The sequence below is a fragment of the Funiculus sociatus GB2-C1 genome (assembly GCF_039962115.1).
Taxonomy (GTDB): domain Bacteria; phylum Cyanobacteriota; class Cyanobacteriia; order Cyanobacteriales; family FACHB-T130; genus Funiculus; species Funiculus sociatus.
The window spans coordinates 1-21,621 of record NZ_JAMPKJ010000027.1 but is presented as its reverse complement, the minus strand read 5'-3'; the positions used below and the strand labels follow the sequence as shown (position 1 = coordinate 21,621).

Annotated in this window: 20 protein-coding genes and 3 pseudogenes; 16 read left to right on the top strand and 7 right to left on the bottom strand. The window is 45.1% G+C overall.

The genetic code is table 11. The annotated features are described in order from the left end of the window. Positions 1 to 784 precede the first annotated feature (784 nt). The 11 genes and pseudogenes from NDI42_RS14365 to NDI42_RS14315 all read left to right on the top strand — a co-directional run. On the top strand, positions 785 to 2,638 hold the full coding sequence (locus NDI42_RS14365) for a PKD domain-containing protein (RefSeq protein ID WP_190450925.1): 1,854 nt from the start codon (positions 785 to 787) through the stop codon (positions 2,636 to 2,638). A 1,203-nt stretch (positions 2,639 to 3,841) separates the two neighbouring features. Then, on the top strand, positions 3,842 to 4,519 hold the full coding sequence (locus NDI42_RS14360; protein WP_199310920.1) for a hypothetical protein: 678 nt from the start codon (positions 3,842 to 3,844) through the stop codon (positions 4,517 to 4,519). Positions 4,520 to 4,623: 104 nt separating this feature from the next. Continuing rightward, positions 4,624 to 4,944, top strand: a complete 321-nt coding sequence (locus NDI42_RS14355; RefSeq protein ID WP_190450922.1) for a hypothetical protein — start codon at positions 4,624 to 4,626, stop codon at positions 4,942 to 4,944. 61 nt (positions 4,945 to 5,005) lie between these two features. Then, a pseudogene (locus NDI42_RS28915) lies at positions 5,006 to 5,122 on the top strand (PEP-CTERM sorting domain-containing protein); the annotation flags it as partial. Between the two features lie 690 nt (positions 5,123 to 5,812). After that, entirely contained in the window at positions 5,813 to 6,493 is a 681-nt protein-coding gene (locus NDI42_RS14345) for a PEP-CTERM sorting domain-containing protein (RefSeq protein ID WP_190450920.1), read from the top strand. Between the two features lie 263 nt (positions 6,494 to 6,756). Further along, on the top strand, positions 6,757 to 8,205 hold the full coding sequence (atpD, locus tag NDI42_RS14340; protein WP_190450918.1) for a F0F1 ATP synthase subunit beta: 1,449 nt from the start codon (positions 6,757 to 6,759) through the stop codon (positions 8,203 to 8,205). Positions 8,206 to 8,304: 99 nt separating this feature from the next. Next, on the top strand, positions 8,305 to 8,715 hold the full coding sequence (gene atpC / locus NDI42_RS14335; protein WP_190422420.1) for an ATP synthase F1 subunit epsilon: 411 nt from the start codon (positions 8,305 to 8,307) through the stop codon (positions 8,713 to 8,715). Between the two features lie 281 nt (positions 8,716 to 8,996). Continuing rightward, positions 8,997 to 10,886, top strand: a complete 1,890-nt coding sequence (locus NDI42_RS14330; protein WP_190450916.1) for a tetratricopeptide repeat protein — start codon at positions 8,997 to 8,999, stop codon at positions 10,884 to 10,886. Continuing rightward, positions 10,849 to 10,992: a hypothetical protein gene (locus NDI42_RS14325; protein ID WP_190450915.1), complete on the top strand. Its 144-nt coding sequence runs from the start codon at positions 10,849 to 10,851 to the stop codon at positions 10,990 to 10,992. Before NDI42_RS14330 ends, NDI42_RS14325 begins: the two co-directional genes overlap by 38 nt. A 92-nt stretch (positions 10,993 to 11,084) precedes the next feature. After that, the gene (locus tag NDI42_RS14320) at positions 11,085 to 11,720 is read left to right on the top strand and encodes a Uma2 family endonuclease (protein WP_190451008.1); all 636 of its coding nucleotides are present in this window, start codon (positions 11,085 to 11,087) and stop codon (positions 11,718 to 11,720) included. Positions 11,721 to 11,755: 35 nt separating this feature from the next. Beyond that, positions 11,756 to 11,899, top strand: a pseudogene (locus NDI42_RS14315) (nucleotidyltransferase family protein); the annotation flags it as partial. A 5-nt stretch (positions 11,900 to 11,904) separates the two neighbouring features. Here the strand turns inward: NDI42_RS14315 and NDI42_RS14310 are convergent. Further along, the gene (locus tag NDI42_RS14310; protein WP_190450914.1) at positions 11,905 to 13,551 is read right to left on the bottom strand and encodes an RNA-directed DNA polymerase; all 1,647 of its coding nucleotides are present in this window, start codon (positions 13,549 to 13,551) and stop codon (positions 11,905 to 11,907) included. A 369-nt stretch (positions 13,552 to 13,920) separates the two neighbouring features. On the opposite strand from NDI42_RS14310, the gene NDI42_RS14305 reads away from it, so the two are divergent. After that, positions 13,921 to 14,097 (top strand): hypothetical protein, encoded by a 177-nt coding sequence (locus NDI42_RS14305; protein ID WP_190450913.1) that lies wholly within the window; start codon positions 13,921 to 13,923, stop codon positions 14,095 to 14,097. 84 nt (positions 14,098 to 14,181) lie between these two features. Here NDI42_RS14305 and NDI42_RS14300 read toward each other — a convergent pair whose 3' ends face one another. From NDI42_RS14300 to NDI42_RS14290, 3 genes are all read right to left on the bottom strand, one after another. After that, positions 14,182 to 14,964 carry an intradiol ring-cleavage dioxygenase gene (locus NDI42_RS14300; protein ID WP_242017458.1) on the bottom strand — a complete coding sequence of 261 codons (783 nt, stop codon included), beginning with the start codon at positions 14,962 to 14,964 and terminating at the stop codon, positions 14,182 to 14,184. Between the two features lie 301 nt (positions 14,965 to 15,265). Then, a complete protein-coding gene (locus NDI42_RS14295; RefSeq protein WP_242017457.1) occupies positions 15,266 to 15,868 on the bottom strand; it encodes a hypothetical protein in 603 nt (200 codons plus the stop codon). An 80-nt stretch (positions 15,869 to 15,948) separates the two neighbouring features. Next, entirely contained in the window at positions 15,949 to 16,173 is a 225-nt protein-coding gene (locus tag NDI42_RS14290) for a hypothetical protein (protein WP_190450912.1), read from the bottom strand. 50 nt (positions 16,174 to 16,223) lie between these two features. Here NDI42_RS14290 and NDI42_RS14285 point away from each other — a divergent pair, with 50 nt between their 5' ends. Both NDI42_RS14285 and NDI42_RS14280 read left to right on the top strand, forming a co-directional pair. Then, complete coding sequence (locus NDI42_RS14285) at positions 16,224 to 17,027, top strand: SDR family NAD(P)-dependent oxidoreductase (RefSeq protein ID WP_190450911.1); 804 nt, start codon at positions 16,224 to 16,226, stop codon at positions 17,025 to 17,027. 143 nt (positions 17,028 to 17,170) lie between these two features. Further along, the gene (locus NDI42_RS14280; RefSeq protein ID WP_190450910.1) at positions 17,171 to 18,031 is read left to right on the top strand and encodes an MBL fold metallo-hydrolase; all 861 of its coding nucleotides are present in this window, start codon (positions 17,171 to 17,173) and stop codon (positions 18,029 to 18,031) included. A gap of 191 nt (positions 18,032 to 18,222) precedes the next feature. On the opposite strand, the gene NDI42_RS14275 is transcribed toward NDI42_RS14280, so the two are convergent. Further along, positions 18,223 to 19,689 (bottom strand): Fic family protein, encoded by a 1,467-nt coding sequence (locus NDI42_RS14275; RefSeq protein WP_190450908.1) that lies wholly within the window; start codon positions 19,687 to 19,689, stop codon positions 18,223 to 18,225. A 52-nt stretch (positions 19,690 to 19,741) separates the two neighbouring features. Further along, the gene (locus NDI42_RS14270; RefSeq protein WP_190450906.1) at positions 19,742 to 20,431 is read right to left on the bottom strand and encodes a Uma2 family endonuclease; all 690 of its coding nucleotides are present in this window, start codon (positions 20,429 to 20,431) and stop codon (positions 19,742 to 19,744) included. Positions 20,432 to 20,605: 174 nt separating this feature from the next. Between NDI42_RS14270 and NDI42_RS14265 the strand changes: the two genes are divergently transcribed. Together NDI42_RS14265 and NDI42_RS14260 are read left to right on the top strand one after the other, a co-directional pair. After that, positions 20,606 to 21,313: a winged helix-turn-helix domain-containing protein gene (locus NDI42_RS14265; protein ID WP_190450904.1), complete on the top strand. Its 708-nt coding sequence runs from the start codon at positions 20,606 to 20,608 to the stop codon at positions 21,311 to 21,313. Then, positions 21,310 to 21,444 (top strand): hypothetical protein, encoded by a 135-nt coding sequence (locus NDI42_RS14260; protein WP_348231418.1) that lies wholly within the window; start codon positions 21,310 to 21,312, stop codon positions 21,442 to 21,444. The genes NDI42_RS14265 and NDI42_RS14260 overlap by 4 nt, the downstream gene beginning before the upstream one ends. A 14-nt stretch (positions 21,445 to 21,458) precedes the next feature. On the opposite strand, the pseudogene NDI42_RS14255 reads toward NDI42_RS14260, so the two are convergent. Next, positions 21,459 to 21,621, bottom strand: a pseudogene (locus tag NDI42_RS14255) (ISAs1 family transposase); the annotation flags it as partial.

Sequence of the window (21,621 nt, the reverse complement as noted above, 5' to 3'; positions counted from 1 at the left end):
CACTTCACGTCAGCCTTTACTGAAACTTCACATCATCTCAGTACAATCACTTAGGGGTAGGATGCTTACAAATCATGTAAGCTCAGCTATCTGGCTGATTTATTGTACGTTTTAATCTAAATTTTACCTAGCTAAATATATTTTTTTTATAAAGATTGCACAGAAATACTGGTTTTTTCCAGATAAGGTATGCAACACTTTTCTAAGTTGCGATCTCTATCGGAGAGCAAGATTAGAAATAAAAAAAGCTGCACTATAGCAGCCCTATTTCATTTGTATGTAGGACAGGCAAAATAGCCTTTTGCCGGGAAGACGCCTGCGCTACAAACAACAAATAGGATAAGTTTGCAGCTTATATAGAGACTGCATTTCTGGCGTTGAGTACATCGCTCACGCAAGTAAATAAAGTTGAAATTCAGAAGATTTTCAACTTTTATAAAAAGTAAGAAATTAAAAGTAAAAAGGCAAAAAAGTTTGCCTTTTTATTGGAGGTTTTAAGCTCTAACTTTTGCTTGCAAAAAGTTATATAAACCCTCAAATAAATATAACGAAATTTATAAATCTTCCGGAACTTCAATATTTATTATTACGTCTAGAAAAGTGTGTTTAATCTTTCCGAGGCTTTGGCTGGCTAAAAAATTTATTAGAATATTACTAATAATAAGCCTTGGCTCAGCCTGTTGTCTTAAGCTTTTTTAGAAAAAAAAGGAGGTAGATTTTTATTTATAAAATCAGCCGCATCTTCACCATTTCAAAAATCTACCATTTAGGAGCAACCGGGTTTATGAATATCTCTTTCAGGAATCTAGCAACTGCTATTGTTGGCGCAAGTTTTATTGTCATAGGAACCACAGCCACACCCTCCCAGGCAACAACTCTCACTGGCTTTAAAACTACCGGAAATATGATGAGTGGAATGCAAGTTAAGGTTGGCTTCCTTGATGGAAGCTACGAAATTGCAACCTGGGGTGCCACAAGCTCTAATTCAGGAGGAGCGTTTGGTACTGGCTGGTCACTCACCCAACGTGGCGATACATACGGTTATAGTTCCGATAATAACGCCTACGGCTGGACGTTTTCGTACTCTGGTGGCAACTCGCTTAACTCTCTACTGATTGATGCTATTTCCGGAAATGCTGTTTTCGATCGGATCAGAAGTAGAGATAGCGAATATACGCCGAACTCAGCAGATGGTTGGAACTTCGAGGTGTTATCTGGAAAAAGGCCCGATAACCACGCTTACTCTGTACCGATTGATATTTCGCGGGGAGACTTGTTTGGCCGTCTCGCAATGGTATGGAACAGCGGATTTAACGGGACAATGACATTTATCGCCGATACTGATAGCGGCACCACAAACGATCCGGTTAAGCCGCTAGAGCCAGCACCACCTATCACGCCACCGCCACCGCCACCCGTCATCCCACCACCACTGCCACCTGTCATACCGCCACCACCGCCACCACCACCAAACGTCGCACCGATAGTGAGTTTGGACAATTACACGATCAATGAGGGTCAATCGGTATCGCCAATCGTATATGGCAGTGATGCGAATAACGATCCGCTTACTTTCTGGCTGAACGGTAATGTTATTGGCAGTGCGGTAAATACTGCCGGAGGCAGTTCTGTGACTGTGCCTTTAGGAACTTATGTTGATGAGGGAACCCATGCTTTAACGGCGCAAGTACAGGACGATAAAGGTGAAACAAGTGTTATCACGAGGACATTAACTGTTTTAAATGTCGCTCCTACCATCAATAGACTCACCCGAAATATCACGATCAAAGAAGGCGATCGCTTCAATTTTGCTGCTAGAGCCACTGATCCGGGTATCAATGATATTCTCACCTACAATTGGGACTTGGATAATAACGGTCAGTATGATAACCGCACTGGCATTAGGGGCAGACATTCCTTTGCGGATGAGGGTTCCAATCCCATCAAGCTGCAAGTTTCCGATGGCGATGGTGGGTATGATTACGGTTCTTTTAACGTGACAGTGGAGAACGTTGCTCCTACAATTACCCGCCTCACCCAAAATTTAACTATTAAACAAGGCGAATCCTTCGATTTTGCCGCTACTGCTACCGATCCGGGAATCTACGATATTCTCAGATATCGCTGGGATTTGGATGGTGACGGTAGGTATGATGACTACAGGGGTCAAACTGGAAAATATGCCTATACAGATGTAGGTGTCAACTCCGTGGGGTTGCGAGTCGCCGATGGCGATGGTGGTTTTGATTTCGGTTCTTTTAACGTCACAGTGGAGAACGTTGCGCCGACAATTACCAGCATCACCAAGGCTATTAGTGTTTTAGAAGGTGAGTTGTTTGATTTTGGTGCTACCGCAACTGATCCGGGTATCAACGATCTTCTCAGCTTTGCTTGGGACTTGGATGATGATGGCGAGTATGATGATTTCTTTGGTACCGATGGGCAGTGGTCTTTTAACAATGACGGTGTTTATAACGTTAAGTTAAAAGTCTCTGATGGTAATAACGGTTTTACTTACAGTTCTTTTGACGTGGCAGTTGAACACGTTCCGGAACCTTCTTCGGCGTTCGGTTTACTCGCGTTTGGTGCTGTAGGTGCTGGTATAGCCTATAAGCGTAAACACCAGCGAAAAATTTAGCGTAACCGTTACTTGGCGGTGCAACGCCTGCTTGTATATATACCCGCAGGCGTTGCCTCAATGTTTTACAAACTAAGTCTACCCGTGCAGCTCTGGCTTTGTAAGCCAGAGCTGCACGGGTATTTTTCCAAAAGTGGGAAAGTTGAGAGCGATCGCTTTCATCCTTCCTGCAACCCTACAGAAAGCTTAAGCCGGAAAAATGTATTTTAAAATACACTCTTTTAAAACATGGTTAAAATTATGGTATTGAATCCGCCCCTAAAAAAAGGGTGAGTTTTTCTTTCAAAAAAATAGAACCTTCACTTCCTATACCTGGTTTTCTTACCAGTTTATAATTACTTTATTTCTCATGTCGCCAGAGCTTGACGATTGCGAACAAAAGCAACAATTAATACAAAAATAACATCAACTCCGTCTTATATTGCCGCCGGAACAATTATTTTAATCTCAGCAGGTCTTAGCAAAAATAAAATCTCCTAGGGACATTTCAACAGCAAATTTTGCCGGAAAAATAGCTGAAAAGTATACCTGGATACCTGTAGAAATAACATCTTATTACAATCAGGCTTTACTAAAATTTTATATAGATTTAATGTAATCAAGTGCTTCTTAGGAATCGTGCAAGCTATATGCAACAAGTGATATAGCTACTTAATCCTCTATCGGTATCCGAAAATACCGTAGTTAAATATGTTTTTTTAATAAAGATTACGTATAAATACTAGCCATAGTTATTAAATATATGCCAAACTTTCCCTAGCTATGTTCTAACCAAACTTAGCAAATAAGAATTCCAGTCCACATATGAAATAAGTAGCTTTTAGAGAAACAAAGGTTGCGATCGCACGTCAGAAAAATTACTGAATCAACATTAAGTTTGAGGGATACATAATTTTTGTCAGTAAGATTCCTGAAGGCTTCTATTAACGACTGAGGCAATATCTTTTCATCATCTGTGCAGGTACTTGCTCAAAGCAATTAATAGGAAATGATCTTAAGTCATTTTTGCTGGTGATTGATTCTTACTAATGAAGCAAATTTCTGGTGACTCTACTATCACAACTAGCAAGCCACTAGGAGTACACAAACGCTAAATCTTTCGGAATCGCTAGATCAACAGTGCAAATTAACGCACTTCTCAAGACGTTTCCTGTGAATATGCACACTTGTAGAAAAATGAGTCCTATGAAAACCTCAGCTTTTATGAAAAAGCTATCTATGATTACTGCTGGCGTAACATTTATAACCCTTGGATCTTTAGCTAATGCGCCCCCTGTTAGGGCAGCAATTATTGCAGTAGACGATTCTGGGTCGTGGGCAACAGGGACGGACACCTTAGCCAATCTAGGTTTCAATATGGTAACGGTGCCAGATAGCCCCGAAGCGGAGTTATCGTCGGTTTCGACCCTTTCTTCACCGTTTGGCAACTTAACTTTCAGCCCTACGGTAGAAAAACGATATATTGGTTCCAGCTGGACAACGTGGAGTCATGGCCACATGGGCGAGGTCTACTATAGCGGCGCTAATGTTGTGACCACGAAGATTAAATTGCCCTTTGGTATATCTGCGTTTGATTTGTATGTAGAGCCAGATATGTTTAGTACATACAAAATTACAGTAACGGTTATTGATAGTAGTCTGGCAACTCTGACGCAAGAAATAAATGGTTTTGGAGGTGCCAAGTATTTCGGATTCTACGCCACTAATGGAGGTGTGCTTTCCTCCGTCACGATCACTGACCGAACGGGCGGTGCTGCTAATGGTTTTGCTATGGCTGAGTTCCGTTTGGCAGCCCGTGAAATTCCTGAAACCTCCTCTGTGTTCGGTATATTAACATTTTGTGCTTTAGGTGTCCGGTCGCGGCTGTTGAGCCAACAGTGACACAAAGCCAAGGAAAATAGTCTCAATTCTATGTAAAAAAAATAGGGGTAACGCTTCATATCAGGGAAGGCGAAGCACCGACAGCATGACATAGAACATAAGTTTTGTTTATTGCTAAAAAACAAAGAGCTATTGCTGGTATTGATACGGGAAAAGCTTCTGGCACTGACTGGGGTTTAAGTTGTGCAGGCGATTCCTTTACTTCAGCGTGGACATTTACCAACCTTGGGTCAGAAATTGCTTCCCTAACAATCAATGCTATTCCGGGAAATGCGGTTTTCGATACAGGAAGTGTACCGAGTACGCCTGGGTCAGCTTTTGGTCAGCCATTCTTGGTAACCCCTGGGACAGCTCCAACTTCCTTTAATTACTCTGTGCCAATTGATATCTCCTTGGGCGAGCTTGTTTGGTACTTTGTCAATTAACTGGCTTGATGGCTTTACAGGTACGATGAGTTTCCGTGCCGATACTGATAGCGGTACGACAACCAATCCAGTGGAACCGAAAGATGTTCCTGAGCCTGCTTCTGTGATGGGTTTACTGGCGTTTGGTGCTTTGGGTGCAGCTTCGCATTTAAAGCGCAAACAACCACACAAAGCATAAAAAGTAAAATCTAGTTAATGATTGCCGTGTCTTCTACCAGAAGACATGGCAGTTTTTTGAAAAAGAGGATGGTAAATGTGGGTATTGCTCAGAGTGCGATCGCACTCTTGTATTCTTTACAAATGAGTGAATATGCGAAATAAATTACACCTCAAATCCTATTAAAAGCCTTAGGTAGCAAGGCAAGATTGTGGTGCAATTAATTATGCACAGTTAATTATAATTACTAAATTTTAAAGGAAAATGGAACGTTTATTACCCCTACTAACCATGTATAGACGTACACTTAAGTAATCCTACGAGCAAGATAAAATACTATGTACGTAATACTGAAGAAATAACACTATCAATAGTTTAGCTTAGCCTGTAATATTACTAATAAATTTTTTCTATTTATACAAATTAGCGCTTCCAGTATTTTTTTGAATATTTTTTCTAAAAAACAAATCACGAAGTTTACAGAAGTCATTTAAATGTATTGATTTGATGAAGATAGCTTAAAGTAGTTGCCAGTTGTAAAAATCATGTGCCATATTCGTCTTAGCGTTTGCAAGCACAAGCAATTACAAAAGCTAAATAGCTAAGTGTAGCTCAGAAATTGGCAACTACTAATAATACGAAATTGTTGTAATTGCCAAGTAACCATTAACCGTAATATCAAAAAGTTAGCCGTTTGGAGCAATGAATTTTATGCGTACATCTTTCTTGAAAAAATTGTCAACTGGTGTTGTTGGGGCGACGTTAATCGTGGGAACAGGCGTAGCACCATCCCAAGCAACCACTCTCACAGGGTTTTCAACTTTCGGAGACATGATGGCTGGGATGAAAGTGACAGTTGATTATCTCGGTGGAGGTTCCCAGACTGCAACTTGGGGGGCGACTTCAAATCCGGCAACTTCAAATGATGCCAATTCGGGAGGAGCATTCGGTAGCAACTGGTCGTTGACCCAAGCTGGTGATACTTTCACTTCAGCCTGGAGATTTAACAACCTGGGGCAAAGTATTGCCAAGTTGACAATCAATGCTATTCCCGGAAACACAGTTTTTGATACAGGTAGCAACCCCAGTACGCCTGGGTCGGCTAGTGGTTTGTCGTTTGCAGTCCAATCTGGACAAGCTCCAACTTCATCTAACTATTCGACACCAATTGACATTTCACTGGGCGATTTGTTCGGTACTTTGTCAATGAGCTGGCTTAACGGATTTACAGGGGGGATGAGCTTTAAAGCCGATACTGATAGCGGTACGACAACCGATCCAGTACAGCCGCCGATAGATGTTCCTGAGCCTGCTAGTGCGATCGCTTTACTGGGTCTTGGTGCATTAGGTGTCACAAAGCGGGCCAAGCGCAAACAAGAACAGCAAGCCTAAGATAATAGCCATACTCAGATTCTAAATTTAATTTGATCGCTGCTGTGCTTTCCTTGTGGTTGGCACAGCAGTTTATTTTGTAATCAGCTTAGTTCAGGCGTTCCGGTTGAGTAAGGGGAAATCATAAATAGCGATCGCATCCTCATAGGGATCATCTCTAGCTGTGCGATCGCTTTGGCGTGGTAATCTGGAGAATGGCATTGCTAAATGTTAAGACCGTTTTCCTGTATCTATATAGATAGCTTCACAACATAGGCACAAGCATGGTAGCCACCACAGACAAGACAAACGTAGGGCGTATTACCCAAATCATCGGTCCCGTTATCGATGCGGAATTTGCCACTGGCAAAATGCCGCAAATTTACAATGCTTTGAAGGTTGAAGGCAAAAACGAAGCCGGACAAGACGTGTCCGTAACCTGCGAAGTCCAGCAGCTTTTGGGCGACAACCAAGTGCGTGCCGTTGCTATGAGTTCCACCGATGGACTTGTGCGCGGTATGGACGTGGTAGACACAGGCGCTCCTATCAGCGTTCCCGTTGGCCCCGCCACTTTGGGTCGGATTTTCAACGTGTTGGGCGAACCTGTAGACAACAAAGGGCCAGTTAATGCCCAGGAAACCTTCCCCATCCACCGTGCAGCACCCAAGCTGACTGACCTGGAAACCAAGCCATCAGTGTTTGAAACCGGGATTAAAGTTATTGACCTGCTGACACCCTATCGACGCGGCGGCAAAATCGGTTTATTCGGCGGTGCTGGTGTCGGCAAAACCGTAATCATGATGGAGCTGATCAACAACATTGCCACCAACCACGGTGGTGTGTCTGTGTTCGGCGGTGTGGGCGAACGCACCCGCGAGGGAAATGACCTTTACAATGAAATGATCGAGTCTGGGGTTATTAATAAAGATAATCTCAATGAATCGAAAATCGCCCTTGTATACGGTCAGATGAACGAGCCACCCGGCGCGAGAATGCGCGTAGGCTTGGCAGCACTGTCAATGGCTGAGTATTTCCGCGATGTCAGTAAGCAAGACGTATTGCTGTTTATTGATAACATCTTCCGGTTTGTGCAAGCAGGTTCGGAAGTGTCGGCGCTACTAGGACGGATGCCTTCTGCTGTGGGATATCAGCCGACTCTGGCAACCGACATGGGAGATTTGCAAGAGCGAATCACCTCAACCACTGAAGGTTCGATTACCTCTGTTCAAGCGGTATACGTGCCAGCAGACGACTTAACCGACCCCGCGCCAGCAACCACCTTTGCTCACTTGGACGGAACAACTGTGTTGTCTCGCGGCTTGGCTGCTAAGGGAATTTATCCGGCTGTAGATCCCCTGGGTTCTACTTCCACCATGTTGCAGCCTGCTATTGTTGGTGAAGATCACTACGGGATTGCTCGTGAAGTGCAAGCAACTCTCCAGCGCTATAAGGAACTGCAAGACATCATCGCCATTCTGGGTTTAGATGAATTGTCTGAAGATGACCGCTTGACTGTGGCTCGGGCGCGGAAAATTGAGCGTTTCTTGTCTCAGCCATTCTTTGTAGCAGAAGTCTTTACCGGCTCTCCTGGTAAGTATGTGAAGCTGGCAGAAACAATCGACGGCTTTAAGAAGATTCTCTCAGGAGAGTTGGATTCTTTGCCAGAGCAGGCTTTCTACATGGTCGGCACAATTGACGAAGCGATGGCTAAAGCCGAAAAAATCAAAGGCTAATTGAAGGATTGCTCATCGCTAAGGTCAGGATGGCTAGTTTTGACAATTAGGCATTAGCGATGAGCTAACTGACAACTGACAACTGACAAGTAACAAACTATGGCTTTAACTATTCGTGTAGTTTCTCCCGACAAAACTGTTTGGGATTCCAGTGCTGAAGAGGTGATTCTGCCAAGCACAACTGGTCAACTAGGTATCCTCACTGGCCACGCACCTTTACTGACGGCGTTGGATATCGGTGTGATGCGCGTTCGTCCAGGGAAAGATTGGGTAGCGATCGCTCTGATGGGTGGCTTCGCAGAAGTGGACAATGATGAAGTCACTATTCTGGTTAATGGTGCCGAACGGGGCGATAAAATTGACCGGGAACAAGCCCGTGCTGCGTACTCCGAAGCCGAAGCCAGAATTAATAAAGCTGAGAGTGGCGGCTCCCGTCAGGAGCAAATTCAGGCAACTCAAGCCCTTAAACGCGCCCGCGCTCGGTTTCAAGCTGCTGGTGGCATGGTTTAAGTTAAAAGTTTTCGCCAAACCTTTCTATTTCTAAAACTCCTTCTGTCCATGCACAGCAGGAGTTTTTTGTTTCGGTATTTCCGACAAGATGGTGGAGGTAATGCGTCACTAAACTGGAACTATATTATCTGCGATCGCATTTCTCAATCTCCCTAACTGGTGGTTGGCAAGTGGTCTGGCGCGAAATACGATTTGGCGGTTGTTAAGATGTGACTAACTTGATTGAAGATTGTGCAAGTTAACAACAACTTACATTTATAGTTTTAGCAGGGGTTTACAGGGTGAAACTCAAACTTTTGTTGGCTGTGCTGCTGTTGACTATCACTCATCCAGGCAGCGCAGTGATTGGACAAGATGCGGAACCGGAACAGGTTCTAGCTGAAAGCGCAGTGATTGGACAAAAAAATGCGGAGCCGGAGCTGGTTCTAGCTGAAACAGAATTATTAGCTTCCCTTGCAGGGGGCTACACTACCATTAAGCAGCCTGACCGAGCTATTCAGCTTCTAGAAGAAACGTTGTCTTTCAATCAAACCCTGGCAAACCCCTGCCACAAGCTCGAAATTTTAACCGATGTTGCGGGTCACTACGCCTTCATGGGGCAAGAAGCCAAAAGTTCTGCACTTTTTGCTCAAGCTCAAAAAATTCTTGAGACAACTAAATACTGCGAACCAGAACCGTCTGGATCTGCTCGTAACGATCCACAGAATTGGGTACTTGTAGCGGCGGGAAGGCACGCTAGAGATGGTCGCCATGACATAGCCCTTAGAATCGCAACGAGTTTTGGAGACAACTATCTTGAAGATATGCTGCAAGGGCTGCTATATACATACACTGACAGTGGCTTAAGACAACCTGATCGAGCGGCTGAAATACAGCTAAAGTTAGCTGATTACTACAACAGGACAGGGCAATCTGACAAAGCTGTTCAAATATGGCTTTTCCTAGTTAACTACTATAACGAGATAGGTCAGCCTGACCGAGCAGCCGAGCTTCAGAGTTTAGCTTCAAAGGCTGAGCGAACCTTCAATAGTAGCTCCTCAAGCACCGAATCTCGACAAAATCAAGCACAAATAGAGCTTTCTCGGTGTTTTGCCCAAAAAGAAACTAACACTCTTTTGTCAATAAGAACAATTATAGAAACTTTAGATCCAGAGCAGCTAAGGCAAATTCTCAACAGTTGCCAGGAAGTAGAACTAGCTGAACAAGCGACAGAAGTTTCTGCACTAACTCTCAAAGCTCTTGAACAAATAGTTGTAGCTACACAAAAGATTGCAAATCCTATTTCTCGCTCGCGTACATTGACAGCAGTTGCCAATCTGTATGCAAATGTGGAGAAGGATGCAGAAGCAGTCAAGCTTTTGAATAAATCACTATTGACTCTACAAGCCGGTGCAGAAAATTTACGCTCAGATGCTCGTTATGAGGCGAGTCGTGCGCTTGAAGAAATTATTGCTGGGTACTTAAGAATTGGACAAATCGCTCAGGCACTCGCAGTGGCTCAACTGGTTCAAACTGGCAAACTGAATCTTGCCGCTTCCGACTTTTCTCAAGTTCCAGTAGACTCCAAGTTTGCCTACCAAAGTTTGATGCCACCTATTGTGGACTTCTATGCACAAACTGGGAAATTTGAACAGGCACTCCAGCTTGCTAATACCCTTGGTAGAGGTCATCGAGACGAGGCGTTGCGTCGCATTGTCGATCAATATGCATCAAAAGGGCAGTACGCCCAAGCGCTTAAGACGGCTCAGATGATTAAGGCTCTGGAAGTTCAAAATAAAGCTAGCGTCATTTACAGTATCATCGAACGGGCTATTGAGGCAAGAGAACTAGACTGGGCGGTGCAAACAACTCAGACAATTGAATGGACAAAGCAGGCAACTCAAGCCATTGGTGAGACAATTGATGGAGCGACAAATGAGAGTCTTAACTATCGCAATAAACTGCTCTTGGCAATTGCTCGTGAGTATGGACAGTTAAGGCAGTTTGACCGTGCGATTCAAGCTGTTAATATGATGAACTCGAACAAATTTGGTAACTATAGAAGGGTTCAGGCGCTCAGTGCGATCGCTCGTGAATACGCTCAAGCTGAGCAGACTGAGGAAGCTCTAAAGTTACTAGAGCAAGCCGTAGAAATTGCTCGCTCTATTTCGTCTCCAAAAGCTTCTGGCTGATTCACCTGTTGGAGCTGTATTATTTGCGATCGCGCTTTTGAATCTCCCCGGTTGGTGGTTAGGGGGTGGTGCGGTGCGAAATACGGTAGAAGCGATCGCTATTTAGCAATGACTGTCAGTTAGTCATTAATGATAATTATGGGTGAATGCCGAGTTACGGTTGAAGAAACCGCCCCAGCAATCGATGGAGGAACACCAATGACCGTTACCATTCCCATTCGTGCCATTGAACTCACTCCCGGTAGTACGATTAGCATTCATAACTTGTCTTGGCAGGACTTTGAACAGATTCTTACGGAACTGGGAGAACAGCGCAGCACCCGCATTGCATACTACCGAGGAACTCTCGAAATCATGTCTCCTCTAGCACTGCACGAACGCCCCCATCGCATTATTGCTTACCTCCTCACAACAATCTTGGAGGCTCAAGGGCGGGACTGGGAAGATTTTGGCTCAACTACTCTAAAGCAACCAGAAATTGCCGGAGTCGAACCCGATACCTGCTTTTACATCCAGAATGCGAGTCGTGTCCGGGGTTGCACCAATATGGATCTAGCGGTTTACCCACCCCCGGATCTCGCCATTGAGTCTGATGTCACTTCCAAGACCACCTTGAACGCCTACGAAGCGCTGCGCGTTCCGGAAGTGTGGATCTATCGGAATCGCCAACTCAAGATTTACATTCTACAAAATGGTGACTACGCCGAATCATCCGTCAGTGCTATCTTTCCCGATTTGCCGATTACCGAAATGATTCCCCAACTGGTGCAAAAAGCCATTGATGATGGAACCAGTCGGATGCTGCGCGAACTGAAAATACAACTGAGTCAATAACTGGAAAGATGGGAACAAAACTAGATAAGCAAAACATGGATAGTGCCACTCGCCTCCAGAAGATTCTAATTGATTCGCCTGTTGGTGTTGTGTTACCTGCGATCTCCCTTCTCAATCTCCCCAACTGGTGGTTAGCAGGTGGTGCGGTACGAAATACGGTTTGGCGATCGCTGTTTGGTCTTGTTTAGTACATCCAATAGTAAGCTTCAGTTTCATCATCGTTGTCGTATCCAGTCTGATCATCATCTACTAGATTGGCTTGCTGTATTGAGTCATAAAAACTGACATTATGAGATTTTAAAGATTTAAAAAAAGCGTCTTTATCAACATGATCGCTTTTACCCTGTGAGGGAAGCCAACCTTTAATGTTTGCTTCATAAGCTAGAAGCCAATTGGTTGAATATAACTCATCAGTTGTCATTAATGATTCCCATCTAGTTAAATCTAAGCCTCTTGGTATAAGCCCTTGCTCACGTAAGTCTAATGTAACTAGAGCCACTACAGAATCTTCAATTTCCGAAATCTTCTGAGCCGCTTCCTCCTTTATAGCTATTTTTAATGTTTTACTTAGCCATAAAGCCCATGCAAGCTCATGGCTATGACTAAGTTTACTATCGTTAATAATAAGTGATGTGATAGTATCAGCTATTCTGCTCTTATCTAATTCAAAGTTGTCATTCTCGTAGTAACTAACTAATATTTCAGTTCCTGTTTCTAAGGCACTTGGCTCAGCTATAATTGATTGTAAGATTAAAGATTCAAAAAGAGACCAGTTGTCAGGAGATATAGGATTTTTTTGGTTGCGGATTCTACTCAAAGAATATTTAATTACCTGTTCATCTGTAAATAATTTTGAGTACTCAAATACCTTGCTAAAAAAACTTATAATTTCTGTGTTTTGTTCCTTCCCGTCAGGACTAATATTATAACGTCTTATTTCAGAAACCCAAGCCGACTCTAGAGGTTCAGGAAGCTCGATAATAGAAGTTTTAGATGAATTGGTTTCAAGTTCAAATTCTTTCAGAATTTTATGGAGTTGATAAAGTGCTTGTTCTGCATCCGAGAAAGTATCAAAATATAAATAATAGTCATCAATGAAACGGAACCCCCTAGGTTTATCCCCTAAGCGATCGCATAGCATTTTATCCATAATTGTACCTATAATCTCTGCTATAACGAAGGAAGAATCTGGGCCTATTGGTATCCCTATACTTTGTTTGTCCTGTGTATTACGAACACATTCATCAATTAAGTCACCATAGAAAGTAGTCCTTTGATTTTTTTTTAATTTTAGATTAGCTTTACATTGAGCTTTTCCATGAATAGCCCAAGGAATGCTATGTGTGTAAATAGTGGAATAGTAGCGTGAAATATCAGTATATAAACGATAGCGAGAGCCAGCTGCTTGTATAGCTCGTTCATTACTTAGTTGAACAGGAGGAGGAGAAACTGCTCTATTGATAGAATTGGTTAAGGGAGCGCTTATAGATAGATCGCAGATTGAAATTGTTTTTTGTATTTCAATCCAATTATCAATTAAAGTTTGGGAAAGGTTAATTTGATGAAAAGGGTTGGGGATTCCTAGATTACGACGAAGATGTTTAACTTTAGGAAAGGAGTAATAAAAACATTTACTAGCTAAATTATTTTTGCTTCCTAAAATTTCTTTAAAAGAAGGTAAATTCTGCGCTAGGCTCTCAGTTGTGAACGCTGGAACTAACTCTTTAGGAAAAAAACCTTTCTTAATAAAATCTTGTATTGTAGGAGCTGGCTGAGAATTTTCCTCTAGCTCTAAAAAATCTTTTTCTGTAGAAGGGTTAAGCTGTGTCATACGTAGTAATATTAGCGTGACTATATGCCCTTAGACTTTTTAGTATCGATGAAAATACGGGTTAACATGGCTGATTCGTCTCAGAGACACCTAATTGATGATCATAGCTAACACATCACCTACGAGGCAGAAGGCTACTGCCTCCCTGTGGACGAACATGAAGTTCACGAAGCCTAGTAGCAACGCTTACATGACCTAGCGTAGCTTAGAATCCACTGAATTAGTCTTCTTACTTTTAATGATGAGACTGGCATGACCTAAAGTCGGCTGCACCAGATAAGTCATCTTCCCGAACTATCCTAGCCAAGGGTAACTATTCTCTAAATATATGTATGCTTTCCCCAAAGTATGAAAGTGGAACATTAAAACATGGTAGGAGATGACGCAACGAGATTTGTTTTAAAAACCGAACTCTTTCAAGGAGTGGAAGCGTTAGGGCTACAGCAAGCCTTATTTCCATCTGATGGAGAGCCAATTGATACAATTGTGCAACGGCTAGAGGACATCAATCCCATCCCACAGCCACTCCATTGTGTTTCGTCGTGAGTGAGTTGGGCGTTTTGGGCGATCGCGTTCTATCAACTCAGGGATTATGAAGAATGCGATCGCTTATAAGTAAAATCCGCTCGCTCAAGTCCTCTGAAGCCCAATATCGAAGGTTCCCACGTAGCCTTGTGCATCTTGGGTAAGCTGGAGCATCAGTTGATCGCCACCATCTTGAAAGATGCTATCTCCATCGTTCCTCTGGGTGCGCTGTCCCTTAGCGGCATAGGGAGGCTGTGCGTGGACTCGATCCGTGAGAGCATCGTCAAAGTAAAGCTGCGAGGTAAACTCAGAACCCCGCCCGGACGCAGAATCGGTGCGAATCTTGAAGTGGATGTGAGCCGTTCTGCCTGGATACCAACCAGGGTAAATCGTCACAAACTCCGCAGTCCCATTTGCATCTGTCACCTGATTGCCGCGCAGGAACTTTTGCCCTTGCGTATCCCCGTTGAAGTCTCGAACATCCGAATATACGCCCAGCGCGTCGCAATGCCAAACGTCTACAGTCGCACCCCTCAAAGGTGTACAGGCGCTACCATCAATCCCAGAGACACGAAACACCAAACGCAACGGTACTCCCTGCTTTACCGCACCGTTCGATGGATCTGAGCGGATATCAGAACGGTTAAGCTTCTCATCGACAAAATATGGCCCTTCCGTTTGTTGGGGTTTGGCCACGCAGGTCGGAGTTTGCGCGATCGCTTTCCGATTTGGTGTCTGAGTTGATGTACCTATCGGCTTTGCTGAGGTAGACTGTCCGCGCCAGCATCCAATAAGCGATACGGCGGCTGTTCCCACTAGGAAGCCAAGCACCTCTCGTCGCTTCAGCATGGAGGCTACGGGAATTATTTTTGCACGGTCTTTTTTCATTGCATCTGCTCCCAATAGAATTATCGCAATTTACTGGGCGGTTGAAACCGCGTCTACACACACAAAACCCGCCTTCGCGGGTTTCAAAACCCTTTAAATGTAGAGACGTGAAATTTCGCGTCTCTACAGTCCGCGCAGGCGGACTTGGTTTGTTTAGCCGCGATTTCTAATCGCTGGGGCTTATTGTGACTGGCGCAAGATATCAACATGAGAAACATCTCACCCAAGATGTCAGGGACACGACCTGAAAACTTGGTCGCATCCATGAACAGGTTGCTAAATTGGCTTGAGCTTAAGCTTATTACTGAGGAGGAGGAGGTACGTCTGGTTGGTTGCCATCTTGAGGAGGACGGGGCGGAATTCCTAACGCATTTACCAGTTGCTCTTCTGTAACGCCGAGTTTTGCAGCCGCAGCCTTAAAGTTGGGTCGGGGTGGGCGCTGTCCCGGTGCAGGCGGCGTAGTCGGTGGATTTGCCGGAACCCCAAGCGCTGCCTTTAAATTGGCTTCTGATACGCCCAGTTTCTGCGCTGCGGCTGCAAAATTTGGACGTGGGCGACGCGGCGGAACTCCCAACGCATCAACCAGTTGTTGTTCGGTAATGCCGAGTTTTGCCGCCGCAGCCTTAAAGTCGGGACGAGGCGGGCGTTGTCCCGGTGTAGGATTCGCTGGCACTCCCAGTGCTTCTTTCAACTTAGCTTCTGAAATGCCCAATTTCTGAGCCGCAGCGGCAAAATCTGGCCCTCGTCTGCGTCCCTGTCCCTGCTGTTGTTGATTCGGCTGGGATGAGTTTTGCGCCTGTTGGTTGGGCGATTGAGCCGTTGCCTGATTCAAAGTTACAAATCCAAACGTCCCAACTAGAACAGGAATTGCGATCGCTGCCAGCAGTCGGCGGGTATTTATCACAAGCTTTCTCCTTTGGTTGAATCTCGAAACGTGTCTATAAATTCAATTAAGCTCAACCAAAATTACAGCTTGCCCTTCGTCTAAATTACAGTTTTGTAATTCGAGCTAGTGAAGGTCAGATCCCCGACATTTCTAAGATGTCGGGGATCTGAACCGTAGGCAATCGCGTGAACTCTAGGAAAGTAACCCCAAACACACAACAGCCATACTTCCTTGGAAAGACGCGATCGCACAGATGTCTTCCTAGGATTAGTAAGAGTTGCGATCGCATTCGCGCAGATTGTCTGGTAGCGAAAAAGAAGCACAATCCACAGCTTTCCTAGCGTGGAGAAGTCCCACAGGAGTTTAAATGGTTATGAACAGTTCGTCGAACCGACCTCTGGCTGTCGTGACAGGTGCCTCCAAGGGCATCGGTTACGAGCTTGCCAAACAGTTCGCCCAAAACGGCTTTGATCTCCTCGTCACAGCCACCGGATCGAGTATTGATGAAGCTGCTCAAACCTTTGAGGGAATGGGTGCCAAGGTCGAGACGGTGCAAGCTGATCTTGCTACTTATGACGGTGTTGAGACACTCTACAATCAGATTAAGGCGACTGGCAGATCGGTAGATGCGATCGCGATAAATGCAGGGGTTGGTGTCGGCGGTGATTTCGCCCGCGAGACTGACCTGAAGGACGAGCTGAATCTCATCAACCTGAACGTCGTTTCATCTGTGCATCTTGCCAAACGGGTAGTGAAAGATATGGTCGAGCGCGGCAAGGGTCGAATCCTCTTCAGTTCGTCAATTGCTGCCATCATGCCAGGGCCCTTTGAAGCAGTCTACGCGGCTTCCAAAGCATTTGTACACTCCTTCTCGGAAGCGCTACGCAACGAGTTAAAGGATACAGGCGTCACTGTTACCTCACTCATGCCTGGGCCAACCGATACCAACTTCTTCCATCGTGCGGGAATGGACGACACCACGGTGGGTACAAAACAGAACGATGACCCGGCTGAAGTCGCCAAACAGGGTTTCGATGCCCTAATGGCAGGCAAGGATCACATCATCGCCGGTTCGCTCCTGACGAAGATTCAGGGCAATGTAAGCAAGGTTTTGCCTGATACGCTCAAGGCTGAACTGCATCGTCAGATGACTGAATCTGACTCGGCTAACAAGTAACGCACGCAGTGCCTTCCTGCTCATCTGTTGTATGTAAAGGCGTTTTGGCAGGCATTCTCATACCGACCGAAGCAAATGCAAGCGTCGAATGAGGTGCAGACATCAATACCCGTAGGCAAGAAGTAGTTTAAAGCAGAACATTTATGCACATTCATCATCTCAATTGTGGCTGTATGTGTCCGGTCGGTGGGGCGCTCTTTGATGGCTTCAGTCGCGGTCTGACAGCTCGCCTTGTCTGCCACTGCTTGCTTGTGGAGACAAACCAGGGACTTGTTCTAATCGATACTGGCTTTGGTCTGCGCGATGTCAACTCGCCTTACGCGCGACTCAGCCCGTTTTTTATTCATTTCAATGGTATCCAGTTTGATCGCAAGTACACAGCGATCGCTCAGGTCGAGCAACTAGGATTTTCCGCACGCGACGTGCGCCATATCGTGCTTACTCACCTCGATTTCGATCATGCTGGTGGGCTGGAGGATTTCCCTGAAGCAACGGTACACGTAATGCAGACTGAAATTGACGCAGCGCAGGATCGGCACGGCTTCATTACCACCCAGCGCTATCGTCCAGACCAGTGGGACGAGGTAAAACGCTGGAAGTTCTATTCGCCGGGGGGCGAACCTTGGTTCGGCTTCCAGGCTGTGCGCGATCTTGAGGGACTACCGCCAGAGATTCTCCTAGTTCCGCTTGTTGGTCACACTCGGGGTCATGCTGGCATTGCCATCCAGACAGCAGAGGGTTGGCTCCTGAATGCAGGCGATGCCTACTTTTACCGACATGAGATGGACTCCTCCGAGCCACGTTGCACGCCGGGAATGCGGTTTTACCAATGGATGATGGAGGTGGATCGCGAGGCGAGGCTCCACAATCAAGATCGGCTGCGTGCATTATCGCGCGATCGCAGTAACGACGTGCGCCTCTTTTGCAGTCACGATGCGATTGAATTCAAAGCCTTCGCCGACCAGTCCAGCGACTCCCAGAACTTGAAAATTCATCATTCATGAAGTTCTGTGTCAGTTAGATTGATTGAAGAAGCAAAAGTAGAGCGATCGCGCCGAACAACACAAGACTATGCTCTGTTAGTCCCAATTTGATGTTTGAGGTCAAGTCCAAAACACGAGTTCTGCCATGAGTGCAAGGCAGAACAATGGGATTATGCCGCGTCACTTCTCATGCAATTACTGTGTTACCTTGCTTAAATACTGTTGTTCCAATACTCTAAGCCTGACAAAATTACATTTTCTAGCCACTGCTTGAAACGTTCTATCAAATTCTGTTCTTCATCTGCATAGGAAAACTGGAATGGAGAATCTGTTAAAGACTGAATATCACTAATATTTCGTTCACCCTCCTCAGCATCCTCTCTATGGTAGGCACATGCAGAGCATACGAGTAACCCTCGGTATTCATGTCCAAGAACATGGAATGAAAGAAGAAGTGTTGTTGATGTTTCTACATTAATGACTAATTGAATCCAGGTGTGGTAGTTGCGAAGATTGGCAAAGTACCCCAACTGCTTAGCTGTTTCCACAACTTGGTAGCGATGGTAATATGAGCGAGGGTCGCCAACACGAGCAGAAACCGCAAAAACTTGTGGATCCGTTATAAAATTCTGGACAGATAGCTTAATTTCCTCAGCAACGTCTTGTAAGCGATCAGAAGCTATATCAAATAAACTTGAGGCAAAGCTTTCAGCCTTATTACACCGCTCCTGAATAGACGCTGACTGATTTTGTTTCAATTTGTCAGCAATGGAGGAAATAATAAATTGAGTTCGTCGTCCTTCTGATAGAACTTGCTCCGATAAGCCAAGGCTTCTGAGAAAAGCTTGCTTTTGGCTCTTGGCAAAGAGACTAATTAAGTTGGATAGGTTTCCTTGATCTGCCTCTTCCAAGGCTGCGATATACACTGCTCGATCATCACGGGTAAGAACCAAAGGAAACCAACTAGCTTGAATAAAGACCAAACTAGCTAGACAACGAGCAACACGACCATTTCCGTCTTGAAATGGGTGAATTTGTGTAAATCGATGATGCAACCACGCTGATTCGATCTCAGGAGGAACTTTTTGGTCACGATGTTGATGATGTAGTGCAATCAATGTGTCCATCTCGGATGCAACCTGCTCAGGAGGACAGTACTCATGAACAGTGCCGTCTTGTCGCAGAGGATTGTTAGGTTGACGTTTCCAGTCGCCCTTTATCAAAGAGACACGAAATATTTTTTCTGTAAGTGGGTCTAGAGCTTCCGTACTGTCTTGGCTCTGAGTTAGGAGTTGATGTAACTGCTTTATATAAGAGGTTGATAGTGTTCTTTGTCCGCCTACAAAATCGAATAATCCTTCAATTGCAGCTTCTTGATCCTTAATAAGAGAAACCACCTGCTTGACCGGACGATCTGTGGCTCCATGAGGAATTAAAGCCTCATTAATTCCTTGTTCAATTAATAAACGAGTAATGCCGCGATCTATAGTGTATAAACGCTCAATTATCCCAGTTTCAATAGCTATTTCCCTACGTAGCTTCTCGTTAAAAGTTTGGAACTCACCAGATTTACGCAGACGATCTGCCTGCTCGTTCCAAACAGTGACTAGAGGCGGCAACTCAGAACTTGCCAAATTTTTCCAGTCTGACGGTAAGTCTTCTATCGGTTGCCACAACATAAGCGTTTGCTCATACAGCTATTTGGGATAGTTTAACAACGTTTAACACTTACTACTTTGATCGCTGCTGCACAAATGCCGTATGTTCTGGTGCAGCTAAACCTTCCTGCAACACAGCTAGCACTCGTCCCATATTCCCTGCTAATAAGTCATTCACTGCCAACCACAAACCTGGAAACACTTGACTCCGAACCACCCCATGCTCATCAGCTGGCAGTGGAACATACTCCCCTTTTTGCAAATAAAACCAGTCGAGTTTCTGCTCAAACACTTGCCAAACGATATACTCTCTAATGCCATTGCGACGATAGGCTCGTTTTTTATTACCTAGATCGATCGCTGCACTACTCGCTGCAATCTCTGCCACTAACTCTGGCGCACCCTCTATATAATCATCCTCACTCAGCCGCGCCTGACCTCCAGCTTGTTCCTCAATCATCAGCACCGCATCGGGTTGAGGTTCATTGTCCAAATCTAAACGAACGGTGGGTTCAATCCCCAACTCAATACCAGGTGTCGCAACTTTGTAATTGCCCAGCCAACCAATCAAATTTCCGTGAGGTTGAGCATGACTTCTAAAACCCCTGGCAGCAGACACGTAAACAACTCCTTCAATCAGTTCAGCTTTCCTGAGATGGGGCATGGCATTGTAGCGTCGCTCAAATTCATAGCGATTTAGGCGATCGCCACTTTCGAGCGGTGGAATTGGCAAAGGTTTTTGATGAGGAGGTGTTCTGACCATTGCTTGTGTTTTGGGTTCGGGTTTCTTGCCGGGTCATCCTCCGATCATATCGGCTATTGTGAGATGCCACTGGTTCAGATACTCGACTTCTTGGAGAAGTCGGGTATCTCGCCTTCACGAATCATTTAGTTAAACTGGATAAACCTCCCAAGCCGTTCAATCGCATGAGAAACTGTGCATATTCTGTTTGTTGAAGATGAAGCAAAAATTGCCAATTTCGTCCAAGCTGGATTGAAGGAACAAGGATTTGTTGTCGATTACTGCGATAACGGAGACGAGGGCTATACTCGCGCTTTGGATAACGAGTATGACGCGCTTGTACTTGACATAATGGTGCCGGGAAAAGATGGTTTGTCCATCCTCAAAAACCTGCGTCGGAAAGGACAGAATGTGCCGATAATTTTGCTGACTGCTCGTAATGAATTGGATGACCGACTTGAGGGGCTAAATTTGGGTGCTGACGACTATATAGCGAAACCATTTTTCGTTGAAGAACTTGTTGCCCGTATTCATGCCGTCGTGCGTCGGAGTGCGGGCGATCGCGGAGCGACTCCTTCGGAGTATCGCCAAAATCTAGTCTGCGTTGGCCCCATAAAGCTCGATCGCATCACGCGAGAAGCCACTTGCAATCAACATATAGTTGAACTCACCACCCGCGAGTTTAACCTCTTGGAATATCTAATGCGATCGCCTGGACGAGTCTTCACCCGAACGCAAATCTTAGAACATATCTGGGGCTACGATTTCAATCCCAATACCAACGTCGTAGATGTGTGCGTTCAACGCATTCGCAAAAAGATTGATTCCATCGGTGGCGCGGGTTGGATTGAAAGCATTCGCGGCGTTGGCTATCGGTTTCGGCAATCAGAGTCTCAACAGTGAAGTTGCGTTCCTTCCGTATCCGAATTGCTCTATTGTCTGCTGTTCTCGCAGGGAGCGCCATCGTTGGGTTTGGGTTAATCTCTTGGTGGCTGATTTATGAGGCGAAGGTAAGCCGTCTCGATGCAGGGTAAGCGCACCTCAAACGCTATTTACAGATAGGGTCTAGGTTTTCAATGGGCTCGGGTAGTGCAGCTACTAATACCGTTAGCATATAGGTATCATCCATAGCAGCCTGCTTTGACTTCTGCCGTAGACTGCGCTTGCCGGTCGCTTCTCGATTGAGGGCATTGACAGCAAAACGGCGCTTT